Here is a 14,359-nt window from a genome sequence, read left to right as displayed (position 1 = left end):
TTTCGAAGACCCCTCATTCATCGTCCCCGCGAAGGCGGGGACGGCGACGGAGTGCTTCAATACATAAAGTACCTCTGCGCCATCGGCAGCACTTCGGCCGGCTCGCAGGTCAAAAGTTCGCCATCCGCCCTCACCTCATAGGTCTCCGAATCCACCTCGATCTTCGGCGTCGCGCCGTTATGGATCATGCTCTTCTTCGAGATGCCGTCGCGGACATTTTCCACCGCATAGAGCGACTTCTGAATGCCGAGCTTCTTGGCGAGACCGCCGGCCACCGCCGCACCGGATGTGAACACCACCGACGACTGGGTCAGCGCGCGGCCGAAGGCGCCGAACATCGGCTGATAATGCACGGGCTGCGGCGTCGGGATCGATGCGTTCGGATCGCCCATCGGCGCCGCGACGATGGAGCCGCCCTTGATGACGAGATCCGGCTTGACGCCGAAGAACGCCGGCGACCACAGCACCAGATCCGCCATCTTGCCCTTCTCTACCGAGCCGATCAGCTTCGAGACGCCATGGGCGATGGCGGGGTTGATCGTGTATTTCGCGATGTAGCGCTTGACGCGGAAATTGTCGTTGTTGCCCTTGTCTTCCTTCAGCGAACCGCGCTGCTTCTTCATCTTGTCGGCGGTCTGCCACGTCCGGATGATGACTTCGCCGAGCCGGCCCATGGCCTGACTGTCCGAAGACATCATCGAGAGCGCGCCGAGATCGTGCAGGATGTCTTCGGCAGCGATCGTCTCCTTGCGGATGCGGCTTTCGGCAAATGCCAGATCTTCCGCAATCGACGGATCGAGATGGTGGCACACCATCAGCATGTCCAGATGCTCATCGATGGTGTTGCGGGTGAATGGCCGCGTCGGATTGGTCGACGACGGCAACACGTTCTTGAGGCCCGCGACCTTGATGATATCAGGTGCGTGACCGCCGCCGGCACCTTCGGTGTGGAAGGCGTGGATGGTACGACCCTTGAAGGCCTTGATGGTGTCCTCGACGAAGCCAGACTCGTTCAGCGTGTCGGAGTGCAGCATCACCTGCACGTCGTAGTCGTCGGCGACGCTGAGGCAGTTGTCGATCGCGGCAGGCGTGGTGCCCCAGTCCTCGTGCAGCTTCAGCGCACAGGCACCGGCATTGATCATTTCCACCAGCGGCGCGGGCTTCGAGGCATTGCCCTTGCCGGAAATGCCGAGATTGACCGGGAACGCATCAAAGGACTGGATCATCCGTGCGATGTGCCATGGACCGGGCGTACAGGTCGTCGCGAAAGTGCCATGCGACGGGCCGGTGCCTCCCCCGAGCATCGAGGTGACACCCGACATCAGCGCGTGCTCGATCTGCTGCGGGCAGATGAAATGGATATGGCTGTCGAAGCCGCCGGCGGTGAGGATCTTGCCCTCACCCGCGATGACGTCGGTGCCGGGACCGACATTGATGGTCACGCCCGGCTGGATATCGGGATTGCCGGCCTTGCCGATGGCGTGGACCATGCCGCCCTTGAGTGCCACGTCGGCTTTCACGATGCCCCAGTGATCGACGATCAGCACGTTGGTGATGACGGTATCGACGGCGCCCTGCGCGCGCGTCGCCTGCGACTGCCCCATGCCGTCGCGGATCACCTTGCCGCCGCCGAACTTCACCTCCTCGCCATAGATGGTGAAGTCCTTCTCGACCTCGATGATCAGATCGGTGTCGGCGAGCCGCACGCGATCGCCGGTGGTCGGGCCGAACATGTCGGCATAGACGGAGCGTTTGATTTTCACGGGCATGTTTTCGCTCCATTGGCCGGAGTATTCCCTCCCCCCTTGCGGGGGAGGGTCAGGGAGGGGGGTGTGCCACAGGTCGCGGCCTCGCCGATCGCGAGGACAACACCTTCGAGATTCTTCATGACATCGTCATTACTGAAACGAAGGACGCGATAGCCACGCGCGGCAAACCAAGCGTCGCGGCGCGCGTCGTGCGCGATGCGCTCTACAAAATCATGGCTTTCACCATCGACTTCGACAATGAGCTTGCTCGCATGGGAAACGAAATCAGCAATGTAAACACCCATCGGGGCTTGTCGACGAAAACCCAAATATGCCAGACGATGTGCCTTTAGCTGTCGCCACAGCAAGGTCTCGGCGCGAGTCATTACGCGCCGCAGTTCCTTGGCGCGACCGCGCTGAAACTCGCCGACCTCGTTGTGTGGCATACCCCCCTCCCCGCCCCTCCCCCGCAAGGGGGGAGGGAGCACGACGGCCGTCACATTCCCAACAATCATAACTTCACCATTACGTCGCTGCGGAATCCATACACGGTACGCTTGCCTGCGCCTTCGTTCATTGACGGCGTGACCCGCGACTTCCATAGCTTGGCGCACCCCAACAAGGCGCGCGGCGTCGGGATCTGAGACGGAGACCGATATCGTGAGATGGAAGAACGTCTATCCATTTGCTGCGGCATGCCTGCTGTTCGCACTGACGTTCTGGCTATACATGACCCACGTCATGTGGCTCGGATTTCCGGATGGCTTCATTGCCGAACTGGACGCCGCTGAAGCGATCCTCGTCACCTGGTTCAACTGGTTCAGCATCGCTCTGGGCATCTGGTTCGTGATCCTTGGCATCCGATCGTTCCGTAACGATATCGGACGTTGGTCATTGTACAGCTGTCTTCTGTTCGTCTCGGTCATCCTGATATCGCTGGCCATCGATCGATATTTCCGCTCGTTCATGATGGACAGCGCCGGCGGCTAGGCGCTCAGAGCTTGCCCATCACGTCGCCGCGGAAACCATAGATCGTGCGTTTGCCGGCGAGCTCCACCAGTTGCACATCGCGGCTCTGGCCCGGCTCGAAGCGCACGGCCGTGCCGGCAGCGATGTCGAGGCGCATGCCTCGGGCCTTCTTGCGATCGAATTTCAGCGCCGGATTGGTCTCGAAGAAATGATAGTGCGAGCCGACCTGGATCGGCCGGTCGCCGGAGTTCGCCACAGTCAATGTCACGGTCTTGCGACCGGCATTGAGTTCGATCTCGCCGTCCTGGATGAAGAGTTCGCCGGGAATCATGTGACCTCTCGATTTTCTCGGTGTCATGGCCGGGCTTGACCCGGCCATCCACGCCTTAGAGCGCTGAAGATGGATGCCCGGGTCAAGCCCGGGCATGACGGAGTTTAAACTAGCGGATCGGTTCGTGCACCGTGACGAGCTTCGTCCCGTCGGGGAATGTCGCTTCCACCTGAATGTCGTGGATCATCTCGGCGATGCCGTCCATGCATTGCGCGCGGGTGATGACCTCGGCGCCGGATTTCATCAGCTCGGCAACGGTGCGGCCGTCGCGCGCGCCCTCGACGATGAAATCGGAGATGATGGCGATGGCCTCGGGATGGTTGAGCTTGACGCCGCGCTCCAACCGGCGTCGCGCCACGATGGCGGCCATCGAGATCAGGAGCTTGTCTTTTTCGCGGGGAGACAGGTTCATTGCAGGTCTCTGAATAAGTTTAGTTGAGCCACATGCGCGGCAGCATCGCGCCTGATCGTCCAAGCACCGCCATCATGTCGGTACGCAGCTTCGCCGCATCTTGTGCACAGAAGCGGGCCATTGCAAAGCCGTTCCAGCAGGAGATACCAACCTCGCCGCCAGCGCCATCCGTGGCTTCGCGTAGCCGCTCAATGAGTGCTTCATCGCCGGGCACGATCAGCGCCGTGCCGATGGCCACCGCGCCATTGCCGATTGCCGGTCTGGCCAGTTTCGCGGCGATATCGCCATCCAGCCGCACGTTTTCCGCGAACACCAGCCTGCCACCGCGACGCAGGCGCCAGCGGTCGACGAAAGATCCCGTCCGCATCACCTCGCCCATGGCCGCACGACCGAACACGACGATCTCGCAAAGCAAAAGCGTCGCGCGATCGGCCAGATCGATATCGATGCGCCTGATGGTGCGGGCCTGATCGAACAGGATGGTTTCCTGCGGCAGCCAGGACAGATGCGCGCCGGCCTCGGCCTTTAGCGCGATGTTGATTTCGGCGGCGGGGCCATGGGAGCGATAGATCTTCTCGGCGGCTGCCGTGGTCACTGTCAGGCTGGTGCCCTCGCCGGCCGCGATGTCGATATCGAAACGGTCGCCGCCTGCGGCACCGCCGGCGGTGTTGACGAACATCGCAGACAAGCCGTGATCTTCGGGAGAAGGAAAGCGCACGCGCAGCGAGCCGGATTCATGGAGCTGGCGGCGGCGGGTCTTGCCCTCCAGCAGATGCACGTCGAACGTCACCGCGCCGCGGGCACGGTTGGCGGCAAAGATCGCCGAGGGCGACAGCGTGGTGTTGTCAGCCTGCATGCATTCTCCGGCTTTGAGCCCGCGTTACAGCGCCATCTGGCGGCTGATCTCGGCGGGATCAAGCGTCGAGCGGTCGCAGGTGTATTTCACCGCGCCGCGGTCCATCACGGCGAAGTTGTCGCCGAGTTCGCAGGCAAAGTCGAGATACTGCTCCACGAGGACGATGGCGATATTGCCGAGGGAGCGCAGATAGGAAATCGCGCGGCCGATATCCTTGATGATCGAGGGCTGGATGCCTTCGGTCGGCTCATCCAGCAGCAGGAGCTTCGGTCGCATCACCAGCGCACGGCCAATGGCGAGCTGCTGCTGCTGGCCGCCGGACAGATCGCCGCCGCGCCGGCCGAGCATCGAATTCAGCACCGGAAACAGCGAGAACACATCGTCGGGAATGTTGCGGTCGGCGCGCTTCAGCGGCGCGTAGCCGGTCTTGAGGTTTTCTTCCACCGTGAGCAGCGGAAAGATCTCGCGGCCCTGCGGCACGAAGGAAATGCCGCGCCGCGCCCGCTCGAACGGCTTCAGCGTCGAGATGTCCTGACCATCGAAAGTGATGGAGCCTGACGAAATCGCCTGCTGGCCGACCATGGCGCGCAGCAGCGACGTCTTGCCGACGCCATTGCGGCCGAGGACACAGGTGACCTTGCCGGGCTCCGCCGAGACCGTGACGCCGCGCAGCGCCTGGGCTGCACCGTAATAGAGGCTGATATTATCGACTTTGAGCATACTCTATCGCCCCAGATACACTTCGACCACGCGGTCATTGGTCGACACCTGATCGATGGTGCCTTCGGCCAGCACCGTGCCTTCATGCAGGCATGTCACCTTGACGCCGAGCTCGCGCACGAAGGTCATGTCGTGCTCGACCACCATGACGGTCTTGTTATCGCGGTTGATCGCCTTCAGCAGTTCGGCGGTCTGATGCGTCTCCACGTCGGTCATGCCCGCGACGGGCTCGTCCACCAGCAGGAGCTTGGGGTCCTGCGCCAGCAGCATGCCGATTTCGAGCCACTGCTTCTGGCCATGCGAGAGATTGCCGGCGAGCCGATCGCGCGAGTCCGTGAGGCGAATGGTCTCAAGCACCTTGTCGATGCGCTCTGCCTCGCCCCGGCTACCGCGCCAGAACAGCGTGCCGCGCACGCTGTGATCGACATTCAGCGCCAGCAGGAGATTGTCGTAAATCGTCTGGCTCTCGAACACCGTCGGCTTCTGGAATTTGCGGCCGATGCCGAGCTCGGCGATCTTGGTCTCATCCAGCAGCGTCAGGTCGTGAATGCCGTCGAAATAGACGTCGCCCTCGTCCGGCTTGGTCTTGCCGGTGATGATATCCATCATCGTGGTCTTGCCGGCACCGTTGGGGCCGATGATGGCGCGCATCTCGCCGGGAGCGAGCACCATCGACAGGTTGTTGATGGCATGGAAGCCATCGAACGACACATGGACGCCGTCGAGATAGAGCTGCGCCGAGGTGATGCGCTTCTGCCGTGCTTCCGCCTCGCGTGCCGCAACCACGGGATCGATCACAGCAGGCGCGTGGGAGGCGGGCGTTGCGGGGGCTGGCGTTTCAATCACGGTCATCACGCCTTCTCCGCCAGATGAGGTTTGGTGACACCATCTTCCGCTGCGGCGCTATCGGCATTCGCGCTATTGCTGGCTTTGCGGCTTTCCGACCATGCATTGAAGGTGCCGATGATGCCCTTGGGCAGCAGCAACGTGACAAGAATGAATAGCGCGCCCAGCATGAACAGCCAGTAGGGAGCAAGGGCGCCGGACGTGAACACCGTCTTGGCGTAGTTGACCACGACCGCGCCGAGCGCCGCACCGACCAGCGTGCCACGGCCACCGACCGCGACCCAGATGACTGCTTCAATCGAGTTCGCCGGGGCGAATTCACCGGGATTGATGATACCCACCTGCGGCACATAGAGCGCACCCGCAACGCCGGCCATGCAGGCCGACAGCGTGAACACGAACAGCTTGTAGGATTCGACACGGTAGCCCAAAAATCTTGTGCGGGATTCCGCGTCGCGTATGGCGATCAGCACCCTGCCGAGCTTCGAGGTGACGATGGCACGGCAGACGAGGAAGCCTATGATCAGCGCCAGACAGCTCAGCGCGAACAGCGCCGCACGCGTGCCGTCGGCCTGCACGTTGAATCCGAGGATGTCCTTGAAATCGGTCAGGCCGTTATTGCCGCCGAAGCCGAAATCGTTACGGAAGAAGGCCAGCAGCAGCGCATAGGTCATCGCCTGGGTGATGATCGACAGATACACGCCTGACACGCGCGAGCGGAAGGTGAGCCAGCCGAACACGAAAGCCAGGATGCCCGGCGCGATCAGCACCATCGCCGCCGCGAACCAGAACATGTCGAAGCCATACCAGTACCATGGCAGTGCCTTGTAGTTCAGGAACACCATGAAGTCCGGCAGGATCGGGTTGCCATAGACGCCGCGGGAGCCGATCTGGCGCATCAGATACATGCCCATGGCGTAACCGCCGAGCGCGAAGAAGGCACCGTGACCGAGCGAGAGAATGCCGCAATAGCCCCAGATCAGATCGATCGAGAGCGCGAGAATGGCGTAGCAGACATATTTGCCGAACAGCGCCATCAGATAGGTCGGTACCTGCAGCGGCGAGTCCGCCGGCAGCAAAAGGTTCGACAGCGGAATGAGAATGCCGACGGCGGCGACGATCAGCAGGAAGATCGTGGCGCTGCGGTCCAGCGTTCGGGTGAGGAAATGCGGCGTCATGCTTCGATCGCCCTGCCCTTGAGCGCGAACAGACCGCGCGGCCGTTTCTGAATGAACAGGATGATCAGCACCAGGATGGCAATCTTGCCAAGCACGGCGCCGGCGACCGGCTCCAGGAACTTGTTGGCGATGCCGAGCGAGAACGCACCGACAAGCGTGCCCCACAGATTCCCGACGCCGCCGAACACCACGACCATGAAACTGTCGATAATGTAGCTCTGGCCGAGATTGGGCGAGACGTTGTCGATTTGAGAGAGCGCCACGCCGGCAATGCCCGCAATGCCGGAGCCGAGACCGAAGGTCAGCGCATCCACGCGCGAGGTTGCGATGCCCATGGACGCGGCCATGCGGCGATTCTGGGTGACGGCGCGCATCTCGAGTCCGATCGAGGTGTAGCGCAGCATCGCCAGCAGGATCGCAAACACGGCAAGCGTGAAGCACAGGATCCAGAGCCGGTTGTAGGTGATGGTGAGCTGACCCAGCTCGAATGCGCCGGACATCCATGAGGGATTGCCGACCTCGCGATTGGTCGGGCCAAACATGGTGCGCACCGCCTGTTGCAGCACCAGCGACAGCCCCCAGGTCGCCAGCAGAGTTTCCAGCGGGCGGCCATAGAGGAAGCGGATGATGGTGCGCTCGATGACGATACCGAGCAGACCAGCGACGATGAAGGCGAGCGGCACCGCCATCAGCAGCGAATAATCGAACAGGCCAGGATAGCTGGTGCGGATCACGTCCTGCACCACGAAGGTGACATAGGCGCCGATCATCACCATCTCGCCATGCGCCATGTTGATGACGCCCATCACGCCGAAGGTGATGGCGAGACCGATGGCGGCGAGCAGGAGAACCGAGCCGAGCGACAATCCATACCAGGCGTTCTGACCGATCGACCACAGTGTCTGCCGGCTGTTGATTGCCGTGACGGCGCTGGCCGCGCTGCGCGCGACGCCGACGGTCTGGTCGCTAGGCAGGCTGGTGAGCAGCGCCAGCGCGTCCTGATCGCCGCGCCCCTTGATGATCGCAATGGATTCGATCTTCTCGGCCTCGGTCGCATCTTCCTTGTAGAGCAGGATCGCGGCGCGGGCTTCGGTGAAGGCCTGCTTGGCGGATTTGTTGGTTTCCTTTTCCAGAGCAGCCTCGATCACCGGCAGCATCGCGGTTTCGTGGCTCTTGAACACCGATTGCGCCGACGCAATGCGTTTGGCGGGATCCGGCGACATCAGCGTGAGCCCGCCCAGTGCGGATTCGATGTTGCGGCGAAGACGATTGTTGAGGCGCACCGCGGCGGCACTGGCCGGCACTTCGGCAACGGCCTCGCCGGTCGCGGCGTCGGTGACCTTGCCGTCGGTGCCGGTGAGATAAACCTTCTTGCTGTCGGGATCGGCGGAGAGCCGGCCTTCCTGCAGCGCGGTGATCACAGCGAAAGCCTGCGGATTGCCGGAGGTGGCAATGATGCCCACGGCTTCGTCGCTGTCGGAGAAGTCGTCATTGGCGAATTTGGCGACGGCATCCTCGAAAGGACCCGCAAAGGCCGGAATGGCGGTCGCAACGATCAGCGAAAATGCAACAGCGATCGCGCGGAAACGATAAAGGAGATCAGTCACTGGAAAACCCCGGCCGAAGAAAAAAGAGAAGGCGACGGATTCACCGCCTTCTCCAGTTTTGGGAGTCTCGTGTCAGAAGAGCCTCGGGAGGATCATCATTGCGGGCGGAAAATGCCCGCAATGATGGAGAACACAGAACCTCAGAGCGAGATCAGGAACCCTGACCGCCGCACTTGTTCGTCTTGGTGTTGAAGTTGCCGCACTTCTTGCCGACCCAGTCGCCGATCAGGTCCTTGGAGCCGTCCAGCTCCTTCGACCATGCATCGCCAGCCACCAGCGCCGGGGTCTTCCAGACCACGTCGAACTGGCCATTGGCCTTGATCTCGCCAATGAACACCGGCTTGGTGATGTGGTGGTTCGGCAGCATCTTCGAGGTACCGCCGGTCAGGTTCTTGGCTTCGATGCCGGGCAGTGCGTCGATGACCTTGTCGGCTTCGATCGACTTGGCCTTTTCGACCGCCTTCACCCACATGTTGAAGCCGATCACGGTGGCTTCCATCGGGTCGTTGGTCACGCGCTTCGGATTCTTGGTGAAGGCCTGCCATTCCTTGATGAACTTCTCGTTCTCCGGATTCTTGATCGACTGGAAGTAGTTCCAGGCGGCGAGATGGCCGAGCAGCGGCTTGGTGTCGATGCCGGCGAGTTCTTCTTCACCCACCGAGAACGCAACCACCGGAATGTCGGTCGCCTTGATGCCCTGGTTGCCGAGCTCCTTGTAGAATGGAACGTTGGCATCGCCGTTGATGGTCGAGACCACGGCGGTCTTCTTGCCGGCCGAGCCGAACTTCTTGATGTCGGCGACGATCGTCTGCCAGTCGCTATGACCAAATGGCGTGTAGTTGATCATGATGTCTTCCTGCTTGACGCCCTTCGACTTCAAGTAGGCTTCGAGAATCTTGTTCGTGGTGCGCGGATAGACGTAGTCGGTGCCGGCCAGCACCCAGCGCTTCACCTTCTCGTCCTTCATCAGGTAGTCGACGGCCGGGATCGCCTGCTGGTTCGGAGCAGCACCCGTGTAGAACACGTTACGCTCGGACTCTTCGCCCTCGTACTGCACGGGATAGAACAGGATGTTGTTCAGTTCCTTGAACACCGGGAGAACCGACTTGCGCGACACCGAGGTCCAGCAGCCGAACACGACGGCAACCTTGTCCTTGGTGATCAGCTCGCGCGCCTTTTCGGCGAACAGCGGCCAGTTCGATGCGGGATCGACCACCACGGCTTCGAGCTTCTTGCCGTTCACGCCGCCCTTCTTGTTCTGCTGATCGATCATGAACAGCACGGTGTCCTTCAGCGTGGTCTCGGAAATCGCCATGGTGCCCGACAGCGAGTGCAAAACGCCGACCTTGATGGTGTCGTCTGCCGCTTTGGCCGGCGAAAATGCCGACAGACCCAGAGCCAGACCCGTCGCGGCAGCCATCAGGCTCCGGCGTGAGATCGGCTTGGCTATAGCGTGAGTCAAATTGGTAATCATGTGCGGTCTCTCCCTGACGCAGACGAAATCAATGCGGAACGGCCCCACGGCCGGCGCGTTAAGGAGATCGCAAGAAGTGTGCCAGCCCCGGAACACACGTTAAGTATTTGGGATTGTTTGCGTGTTTCCGATTTTCGGAAAGCGCGGAGGTTTTCCTGTTTATTTATTGTGCAGAAAAATTGATCATGCACACGGCAAACAGCTTAAATAATCGCCAAAAATTGCCTCATGTCTAAATTTCATGCAGCGGTGTTTTGTCGCTGGTTTTAACCCTCTCGCCGATTGACCTTGAATCCGCCGCCTTGCTGTTCCATATCAATCGAACGACCTAGAGAATCATCAGGTCCTTGCGAGCCGCGTGTTCTGATCCCGTCTTTACTCTGATCTCCTCAGGGCAGTTCGACGGTTTCTGGCTTGCCCCTTCAGCTAACCAGAACTGACGCCCCAAACACGCGGGTGTCCCAGACACACTCGCGCGCTCCCTGGCCCCATGGTCTTTGAATCATGGCCGGGCGCCTGCTTTCACTTTGGAAAGATTAATCTTTTGACCACCTTTCAGGAATTCGGCCTCGCCGATCCCATCACCCGTGCGCTTAAAGAAGAAAACTACACCACCCCGACCCCGATCCAGGCCCAGACCATCCCGATTGCCATCACCGGCAAGGACGTGATCGGTATCGCCCAGACCGGCACCGGCAAGACCGCTTCCTTCGCGCTTCCCATCCTTCACCGCCTGCTCGAGAACCGCATCAAGCCGCAGCCCAAGACCTGCCGCGTGCTGGTGCTGAGCCCGACCCGCGAACTCTCCGGCCAGATCCTCGACAGTTTCAACGCCTATGGGCGCCATATGCATCTCGCATCGGCGCTGGCCATTGGCGGCGTGCCGATGGGCCGTCAGGTCCGTTCGCTGATGCAGGGCGTCGACGTCCTCGTCGCCACCCCGGGCCGCCTGCTCGATCTCGTGCAGAGCAACGGCCTCAAGCTCAACATGGTTGAGTTCCTGGTGCTCGACGAAGCCGACCGTATGCTCGATATGGGCTTCATCAACGACATCCGCAAAGTCGTCGCCAAGCTCCCGATCAAGCGCCAGACGCTGTTCTTCTCGGCCACCATGCCGAAGGACATCGCCGATCTTGCCGAAGCAATGCTCAAGGATCCGGCCCGCGTTGCGGTGACCCCGGTCGCCTCCACCGTGGAGCGCATCAGCCAGCGGATCATGCTGGTCGATCACTCCGCCAAGCCGACGATCCTCGCCCAGATCCTCAAGACCGAGACGGTTGACCGCGCCCTTGTGTTCACCCGCACCAAGCACGGCGCCGACAAGGTCGTGAAGGGCCTCGAGCGCGCCGGCATCGCCGCTGCCGCGATCCACGGGAACAAGTCGCAGAACCACCGCGAGCGCACGCTGGCCCAGTTCCGCACCGGCGAAATCCGCACCCTGGTGGCCACCGACATCGCCGCCCGCGGCATCGACGTCGACGGCATCACCCATGTGGTAAACTTCGACCTGCCGAATATTCCGGAAACCTATGTCCACCGAATCGGCCGTACGGCCCGTGCCGGACGCGAAGGCATCGCAATCTCGCTTTGCGCGGGCGAGGAAATGGCGTATCTGCGCGATATTGAAAAGTTGATCCGCATTTCGCTTCCGAAGGAAGACCGCCGCACCCCAGGCCGCAACGACGTGGGGCCGTCGCCTTCCCAGAACCGTGGCGGTCAGCGCAACGGTCGCTCCGCCCCGCACGCACCACGCAGCAATGACGGAGCGCCCGGCAAGAACGCGCGCAATCGTCGTCGTCCCCATGGCGGCAACGGCGGCGCATCGCAGCCGAACCGCGATCATGGTCGGAACGAGAATGCGAGACACGAGAATGCACGGCATGAGCCGATCTCACGCCCGGCCAACCAGGCTGGAACTGCGACTAAAGAAGGGATGCAGGGCGTTGCCTTCCTGCACCGCGAAAGCCGACCGAATACAACCCCGAACCGCACCCAGCGGCCACGCTAACAGCCGATCGATCTGGAGCTAACAATGGCCAAAGAAGAGCTGATCCAGTTCGAAGGACTGGTGACCGAAATCCTCCCCGATGCACGCTATCGCGTGCAATTGGACGCAGGACACGAAATCGTCGCCTACACCGCCGGCAAGATGAAGAAGAACCGCATCAAGACGCTGGCCGGCGATCGCGTGACCATCGAGATGTCGCCTTACGATCTCGAAAAAGGTCGTCTGATTTTCCGCCACAAGGACGAGCGTCCCGGCGGTCCTCCGCGTGGCGCACCGCCGCGCGGTCAGTTCCGCCGCCGCTAAGCGCATCCAGCGTTTAAAACTGTCGACAGTTTAGATCGCAACGACAACCCATCCGCGCATCGGATCACTCGCGATGCGCGGATGGGTAAGCGTTCCTGACCGTTCGTGCGCAATCAAAAAATCGTGCGCGTCAGGATTGTTTTGAAGGGACGCTTCCCCTAATATGAGTTAATCGATTTTCGGCCGGACGACATTATCTATCCCCCGGTGCAGCCGGTCTAGACTGACGACCCTTCCAAAAATTCGATGTCACCAGCCCACATTTGTTTCGTGGGCTACACTATATCTTTGAGAAGGGACTACCCCCATGAGCATGGGAACAGTGAAGTGGTTTAACGCGACCAAGGGCTTCGGCTTCATTCAGCCGGACGATGGTGGCAACGACGTGTTCGTTCACATCAGCGCCGTTGAGCGTGCCGGTCTCGGCACCCTGCGTGAAGGCCAGAAGATCAGCTACGAAATCGTTGCTGACCGTCGTTCCGGCAAGTCGTCGGCCGACAATCTCCGCGCCGCAGGCTAAACGATCACTCGCGAGCTTGATGCTTGCGAACTGATCGACTGAATACGAAAAGGCCGCGCTCTCGAGCGCGGCCTTTTTGCTGAAGCATGATCCGGGAAAATGGATCGATGATCGTTCGCCGCAACTACAAATGCGCAGCGCATGATCGCAAATTACGGCGTGCAGCTCGTCACCATCACGACGCATGACGTTTGCCGCGGGCGCGTGAACATCGCATCGGACAGCGCGAGCCCGCCCTTCGGCACGACCCAGCCGATTGTCGGCACGTAGTCATAGTTGGCCTCGCCGAGGATCAGATACTGGTTCGGCAGATAGTTCCCGTTGGCGTCCTTGACGATCAGATTGGTGGGAACCGATACGATGTCGTTCACTTTCCTGACCACTTTCCCGACAAGAAAATCGCCGCGCGTCCACACCACCTTGGCGATCTTGGTCGACGGATCGATATATACCTGACTGATCGACGCCTTGAGCTGCGTCTTGTCATAGGGCGTCAGCATCGCATCGGCGATGATGAAGAAATTCGAGACATCGGTTTCCGCCAGTGTCGTGTAACGTGACGCCAGGTCGGCCATGCCCTGTGAGATCTGGCTGACTTTGCGATCGATGGCAAAGCCGTTGGTAAGGTCCAGCATGCCGAAGAACATCAGGAATATCAGCGGAATGATCATCGCGAACTCGACCGCGGAGACGCCTCTCGTATCGTCTCGCAACAGCAAGGCCCGTCGCCAGGCTGCCAGTGCTGCCATCCGCACGCGCATTGTCCCGATCCCTGCCATCACTGCGGCCCGGTCGCCGCTGTCGCGGCCAGCAATCGCTTGTTGGTGGTCTTTAAGCGATCGATATTAGCGATGTTGTAGCCGAGGCCCGTCACATAGAGCGGCCACTGATAGAAGGCGCGCACGACCACCGTCTTGCTGGTCGGACAAGCCGGCGGCTCGTAGACGAAATTCGTCGACACGTAGTTGCCGCCGGCGTCGATCGGATTCGAAATGTTGATCGTTGTGCCGGGATCGTACGAGCGCACGTCGATGTCGATCTTGGCGCAATCCATCAGCGCCGATGTGCGCGCGCAGATCGGCGTTTTGAAATCGACGACTTTAGCTGCAGCGGAACACGTATAGACCGACCGCGCACCATCCTCGACGGCGGTTTCAAGGACCTGACCGGCGAAGAACACCATGCCGGTTTCCATGATGGCAAAAATCAGCGCGAAGAAGACCGGCGCAATCATAGCGAATTCGACCGCGGCCGAGCCGCTGCTGTTATGGCCGAAGCGGCGCAGGCGCCCGGCGAGCGTCGCCATCGAAATCAGCGGTAGCAGCATCTGCAAGTGCCTCGGTGATAGGAAATAACTACCGCCGAGATGTATCGGAAACAGATTGTT

General features: G+C 60.9%; 16 protein-coding genes. 4 read left to right on the top strand and 12 right to left on the bottom strand.

Translation table 11 applies throughout. The annotated features are described in order from the left end of the window. Positions 1–56: 56 nt before the first annotated feature. Entirely contained in the window at positions 57–1,769 is a 1,713-nt protein-coding gene (gene ureC / locus SFY93_RS11365; RefSeq protein WP_068733942.1) for an urease subunit alpha, read from the bottom strand. Further along, on the bottom strand, positions 1,760–2,194 hold the full coding sequence (locus SFY93_RS11360; RefSeq protein WP_320447151.1) for an endonuclease domain-containing protein: 435 nt from the start codon (positions 2,192–2,194) through the stop codon (positions 1,760–1,762). The genes ureC and SFY93_RS11360 overlap by 10 nt, the downstream gene beginning before the upstream one ends. A 214-nt stretch (positions 2,195–2,408) precedes the next feature. Here SFY93_RS11360 and SFY93_RS11355 point away from each other — a divergent pair, with 214 nt between their 5' ends. Next, positions 2,409–2,738, top strand: coding sequence for a hypothetical protein (locus tag SFY93_RS11355; protein WP_320447150.1), 330 nt, complete (start codon positions 2,409–2,411; stop codon positions 2,736–2,738). Between the two features lie 4 nt (positions 2,739–2,742). Here SFY93_RS11355 and SFY93_RS11350 read toward each other — a convergent pair whose 3' ends face one another. The 8 genes from SFY93_RS11350 to urtA form a co-directional block, all read right to left on the bottom strand. After that, on the bottom strand, positions 2,743–3,048 hold the full coding sequence (locus tag SFY93_RS11350; protein ID WP_120288704.1) for an urease subunit beta: 306 nt from the start codon (positions 3,046–3,048) through the stop codon (positions 2,743–2,745). A gap of 109 nt (positions 3,049–3,157) precedes the next feature. Further along, on the bottom strand, positions 3,158–3,460 hold the full coding sequence (locus SFY93_RS11345) for an urease subunit gamma (RefSeq protein ID WP_068733936.1): 303 nt from the start codon (positions 3,458–3,460) through the stop codon (positions 3,158–3,160). A gap of 19 nt (positions 3,461–3,479) precedes the next feature. Beyond that, positions 3,480–4,316 carry an urease accessory protein UreD gene (locus SFY93_RS11340; protein ID WP_320447149.1) on the bottom strand — a complete coding sequence of 279 codons (837 nt, stop codon included), beginning with the start codon at positions 4,314–4,316 and terminating at the stop codon, positions 3,480–3,482. 24 nt (positions 4,317–4,340) lie between these two features. Continuing rightward, positions 4,341–5,036 (bottom strand): urea ABC transporter ATP-binding subunit UrtE, encoded by a 696-nt coding sequence (gene urtE, locus SFY93_RS11335; protein ID WP_068733931.1) that lies wholly within the window; start codon positions 5,034–5,036, stop codon positions 4,341–4,343. A gap of 3 nt (positions 5,037–5,039) precedes the next feature. After that, entirely contained in the window at positions 5,040–5,888 is an 849-nt protein-coding gene (urtD, locus tag SFY93_RS11330; RefSeq protein WP_184514027.1) for an urea ABC transporter ATP-binding protein UrtD, read from the bottom strand. Next, positions 5,888–7,060, bottom strand: coding sequence for an urea ABC transporter permease subunit UrtC (urtC, locus tag SFY93_RS11325; RefSeq protein WP_320447148.1), 1,173 nt, complete (start codon positions 7,058–7,060; stop codon positions 5,888–5,890). Before urtC ends, urtD begins: the two co-directional genes overlap by 1 nt. Continuing rightward, positions 7,057–8,667: an urea ABC transporter permease subunit UrtB gene (urtB, locus tag SFY93_RS11320; protein ID WP_320447147.1), complete on the bottom strand. Its 1,611-nt coding sequence runs from the start codon at positions 8,665–8,667 to the stop codon at positions 7,057–7,059. Before urtB ends, urtC begins: the two co-directional genes overlap by 4 nt. Before the next feature lie 151 nt (positions 8,668–8,818). Further along, a complete protein-coding gene (urtA, locus tag SFY93_RS11315) occupies positions 8,819–10,141 on the bottom strand; it encodes an urea ABC transporter substrate-binding protein (RefSeq protein ID WP_068733926.1) in 1,323 nt (440 codons plus the stop codon). Between the two features lie 490 nt (positions 10,142–10,631). On the opposite strand from urtA, the gene SFY93_RS11310 reads away from it, so the two are divergent. From SFY93_RS11310 to SFY93_RS11300, 3 genes are all read left to right on the top strand, one after another. Then, positions 10,632–12,149, top strand: coding sequence for a DEAD/DEAH box helicase (locus tag SFY93_RS11310; RefSeq protein WP_089261529.1), 1,518 nt, complete (start codon positions 10,632–10,634; stop codon positions 12,147–12,149). Positions 12,150–12,173: 24 nt separating this feature from the next. Beyond that, positions 12,174–12,452, top strand: coding sequence for a translation initiation factor IF-1 (gene infA, locus SFY93_RS11305; protein ID WP_068733922.1), 279 nt, complete (start codon positions 12,174–12,176; stop codon positions 12,450–12,452). Positions 12,453–12,759: 307 nt separating this feature from the next. Continuing rightward, positions 12,760–12,972 (top strand): cold-shock protein, encoded by a 213-nt coding sequence (locus tag SFY93_RS11300; RefSeq protein ID WP_011474122.1) that lies wholly within the window; start codon positions 12,760–12,762, stop codon positions 12,970–12,972. Between the two features lie 152 nt (positions 12,973–13,124). Here the strand turns inward: SFY93_RS11300 and SFY93_RS11295 are convergent, their stop codons facing one another. Beyond that, entirely contained in the window at positions 13,125–13,733 is a 609-nt protein-coding gene (locus tag SFY93_RS11295) for a TadE/TadG family type IV pilus assembly protein (RefSeq protein WP_320447146.1), read from the bottom strand. 17 nt (positions 13,734–13,750) lie between these two features. Continuing rightward, on the bottom strand, positions 13,751–14,299 hold the full coding sequence (locus SFY93_RS11290; RefSeq protein ID WP_320447145.1) for a TadE/TadG family type IV pilus assembly protein: 549 nt from the start codon (positions 14,297–14,299) through the stop codon (positions 13,751–13,753). Positions 14,300–14,359: the final 60 nt, after the last annotated feature.

The sequence above is a fragment of the Tardiphaga sp. 42S5 genome (assembly GCF_034044155.1).
In the GTDB taxonomy this organism is placed as follows: domain Bacteria; phylum Pseudomonadota; class Alphaproteobacteria; order Rhizobiales; family Xanthobacteraceae; genus Tardiphaga; species Tardiphaga robiniae.
This window is presented reverse-complemented; position numbering and strand designations above follow the sequence as displayed.

Excerpts from the sequence above, each read along its gene's own strand:
- ureC (WP_068733942.1), bottom strand. The coding sequence starts at position 1,769 with ATGCCCGTGAAAATCAAACGCTCCGTCTATGCCGACATGTTCGGCCCG.
- SFY93_RS11360 (WP_320447151.1), bottom strand. The coding sequence starts at position 2,194 with ATGCCACACAACGAGGTCGGCGAGTTTCAGCGCGGTCGCGCCAAGGAA.
- SFY93_RS11350 (WP_120288704.1), bottom strand. The coding sequence starts at position 3,048 with ATGATTCCCGGCGAACTCTTCATCCAGGACGGCGAGATCGAACTCAAT.
- SFY93_RS11345 (WP_068733936.1), bottom strand. The coding sequence starts at position 3,460 with ATGAACCTGTCTCCCCGCGAAAAAGACAAGCTCCTGATCTCGATGGCC.
- SFY93_RS11340 (WP_320447149.1), bottom strand. The coding sequence starts at position 4,316 with ATGCAGGCTGACAACACCACGCTGTCGCCCTCGGCGATCTTTGCCGCC.
- urtE (WP_068733931.1), bottom strand. The coding sequence starts at position 5,036 with ATGCTCAAAGTCGATAATATCAGCCTCTATTACGGTGCAGCCCAGGCG.
- urtD (WP_184514027.1), bottom strand. The coding sequence starts at position 5,888 with ATGACCGTGATTGAAACGCCAGCCCCCGCAACGCCCGCCTCCCACGCG.
- urtC (WP_320447148.1), bottom strand. The coding sequence starts at position 7,060 with ATGACGCCGCATTTCCTCACCCGAACGCTGGACCGCAGCGCCACGATC.
- urtA (WP_068733926.1), bottom strand. The coding sequence starts at position 10,141 with ATGATTACCAATTTGACTCACGCTATAGCCAAGCCGATCTCACGCCGG.
- SFY93_RS11310 (WP_089261529.1), top strand. The coding sequence starts at position 10,632 with ATGGTCTTTGAATCATGGCCGGGCGCCTGCTTTCACTTTGGAAAGATT.
- infA (WP_068733922.1), top strand. The coding sequence starts at position 12,174 with ATGGCCAAAGAAGAGCTGATCCAGTTCGAAGGACTGGTGACCGAAATC.
- SFY93_RS11300 (WP_011474122.1), top strand. The coding sequence starts at position 12,760 with ATGAGCATGGGAACAGTGAAGTGGTTTAACGCGACCAAGGGCTTCGGC.
- SFY93_RS11295 (WP_320447146.1), bottom strand. The coding sequence starts at position 13,733 with ATGCGCGTGCGGATGGCAGCACTGGCAGCCTGGCGACGGGCCTTGCTG.
- SFY93_RS11290 (WP_320447145.1), bottom strand. The coding sequence starts at position 14,299 with ATGCTGCTACCGCTGATTTCGATGGCGACGCTCGCCGGGCGCCTGCGC.